Below are 2,601 nucleotides of genomic sequence, written 5' to 3'. Positions count from 1 at the left end.
GGGGGGGGGGCCGCCGAGCCGAGGCCCCCGCCCCGTGCGCCCACCCCGGCTCGCGCGAGCGCACAACGGGGAAAGCGTTTGATACAACCTTCGCACCGCAGACAGCCGTCATGCTGCGGAATTCCCATTTTGCTGCACGAGCCGAAGCCATGTGCAAGAAGATGCCCCGTCACGTCCCGACAGCACGCAAAAGCGGGCGAGCGGCGCGCGATCTGCACACGCGCCACGCCCCAAGCCGCGTCGTCAAACCGCCCCTTCCCCGCCAGCACGCCCTCGGGATGCGCTACATATGGAGCCGACGCTCCACGGCATCCCATTCGGCAAGCGAAGCGGCGTAGGCGGGCGAAAGATGGTCGGTGGAGAAGAAGTACTCGGCACCGTTGGAAGCGACAGCGCGCTCGATGTCGGGATATTCGCCGGAGGCCCGCACGGCTTCCCACGTTGCGGCGATATCCTCGTCGGTCATTCTGAACGGCGGGTTCTTCAAACTCGATGCGGCCAAGGGCCGCGGGTAGACGCGCGAGTCCTCGCGCACGCAGTCGACGAACGTGACCACGCGGTCGTCCTCGGCGGCGAGAAACGCCCAGTGCGCGTACGCGTCGGTCATGACGCTGCGGTCGTACACGTAGTAGCTGTGAGCGCCCACGAGCGTGACGATGTGCTCGCAATCAATAGGCAGCTCGACCGCGTCCTCGCTTTCGCCGGTTTCCACCAAGACGAACTCGCCTTCGATCTCCTCCAAGCGATACCCCGCCGGGATGTTCAAGCCGGCAAAAGGGTCATCGGGCCCGTCGACGTCGGAACTGCCGGCGACGGCGACGCCGCCATCGTCCGAACCGCTGGGGCCATCCGAGCCAGGCGAGTCGCACCCACCGACGCCTTCGGTCGAAGTTTCCCCGGTCGCTTCTTCAGCGTCGCCTTGAACAGCCGATTCGTCGCCGCACGCCTCGCGCGGCTCGGCATCCTGCCCCGCGCTCGCAGCACCCGCTCCCTCGGCCGTATCCTCCTGCGGCTCTTCGTCATCAGAGCGCAAAAACGCGGGGATGCCCACCGCACGCGTTGCCGTGCGGAACACAGGTGAAGGATCGGGCTCGGAAGAAGCGGCGGCCTCCACGCGCGCGGCCCGATCATCCTCGATGTACTCGTATACGAACATCTCGAACTCGTCGGGCGTGAGGTGCGCGGGCACGAGACCGATCTCGGCCCAGCGAGAGGGTTCAACGAGGCGGCTGTCCGCAGATTGGGCGCGCACGTCTTCGAACACGCGCGCAAGGGCATTGTGCTCGGCAAGCGCACGGGCACGCGCCTCGGCTTCGTCGTTAACGCCCGCGGCAGACGAAGCATCCGCGGCAAGCACCTCGTCTTCGGCGTCTGCGCCAGCTGCATTCGCCTCCGAAACGGGCGATGCGGCCGAAGGCGCCCCCGCCATCCCGAAAACGCCTTCGCCCTTCGCCCCTGCCCGCACCTCGGCGCACGCGCCCTCGCATCTTGGTTCGTTGCCGCATGCGCCTTCCGCCTCCACAGCTGCGTCCATGTCCTACGCCCCCTCGCCGACCGCCGGTCCGAACTGCAATTCGATGCGCGCATCGCGCAGCGAGCAGTGCTCGCACACGGCGCAGGAAAGGGAGAGCTCGTCGCATGGCACCACGGCATCGAGATCGGCGATAGTGCCGCCACGGTTGATGATGTAGTCGCCGACGAGGGCCCGCACGCCCTCTGCGGCGAAATACGCGGTGTGCACCTTGTCCCACGGCACGCCGTCAAGCGATTCCTTCACGTCGTCGGGCTTGATGGCCAGCGCTTCGGCAAACGTTTTCCCCTCGATCATCGAGCACACGACGCTCGCACAGGCCGTCATGGCCAAGCAGCCGCGCGCTTTGAAGCCCGCGCGAACAAACATCTCCGTCTCGGGATCGACAACGGCGAACAGGCGCAGCGCCACCTCACCGCGCTTAGACTTCCCCACCATGCATTGAGCGTTGAACCCCTCCGGCGCGCCGCTGTTCTTGAAGTTTGCGACAACCGCCAGCAGCGTGTCGGAATACCCTGCCGTGCCTGCCTCCACCTCGGTCTGGTACACATCGGCGGTGCGGATGACCGCACGCTCGTCTGGCTCGATGTAGACGTTCCTCGACTCTCCCATATACCTACTCCTTACCGCTCGACGACCGCGCCCGACGCCTTTCGCGAGCGCGCCCCTTGCTTTCCGCAGGCGCGCAAACGCCAATTTCCGCAGGAGCGCCCGCCACTTTCCACGAGCACGCGCACCCGCATCCGATAGACGCTCGGAACCAACCGCTCTCGACTCCCCTGCGCCGTAGGCCGACCGATTCTCTCGCACGATCCCATAGTGCCCAAACGGGCGCGCTCTTCATCCCCTCTTTGAGGATAAAAGGGAAATTTCCGATGTGCAGAGCGCCAAAGAACCTGAGAGGGAGTCCAAGACGAGCGAGCGGCATCCAAATGCCACCTCCCGAAGATATGCACCGAACGCATATCATTTGACAAGTAGATTGATTACAATAGTTCACGATGCCGTCCATCATCGGGAGGGCGATGGGCAAAAAAAAAGGGGGGGGGGCGAATTTTGACGTTGCGAAC

At 65.1% G+C, this 2,601-nt stretch carries 2 protein-coding genes; both read right to left on the bottom strand.

The features are described from left to right. Positions 1-283: 283 nt before the first annotated feature. A complete protein-coding gene (locus B5F40_RS15655; protein WP_087195198.1) occupies positions 284-1,534 on the bottom strand; it encodes a hypothetical protein in 1,251 nt (416 codons plus the stop codon). Between the two features lie 3 nt (positions 1,535-1,537). Next, positions 1,538-2,143, bottom strand: a complete 606-nt coding sequence (locus B5F40_RS15650; protein WP_087195197.1) for an iron-sulfur cluster assembly scaffold protein — start codon at positions 2,141-2,143, stop codon at positions 1,538-1,540. Positions 2,144-2,601 lie beyond the last annotated feature (458 nt).

Origin of the sequence: Gordonibacter sp. An230, from assembly GCF_002159915.1 — a bacterium.
Taxonomy (GTDB): Bacteria; Actinomycetota; Coriobacteriia; order Coriobacteriales; family Eggerthellaceae; genus Rubneribacter.
Note: the sequence above shows the minus strand (reverse complement) of the source record. Positions and strands in the feature narration are given on the sequence as shown.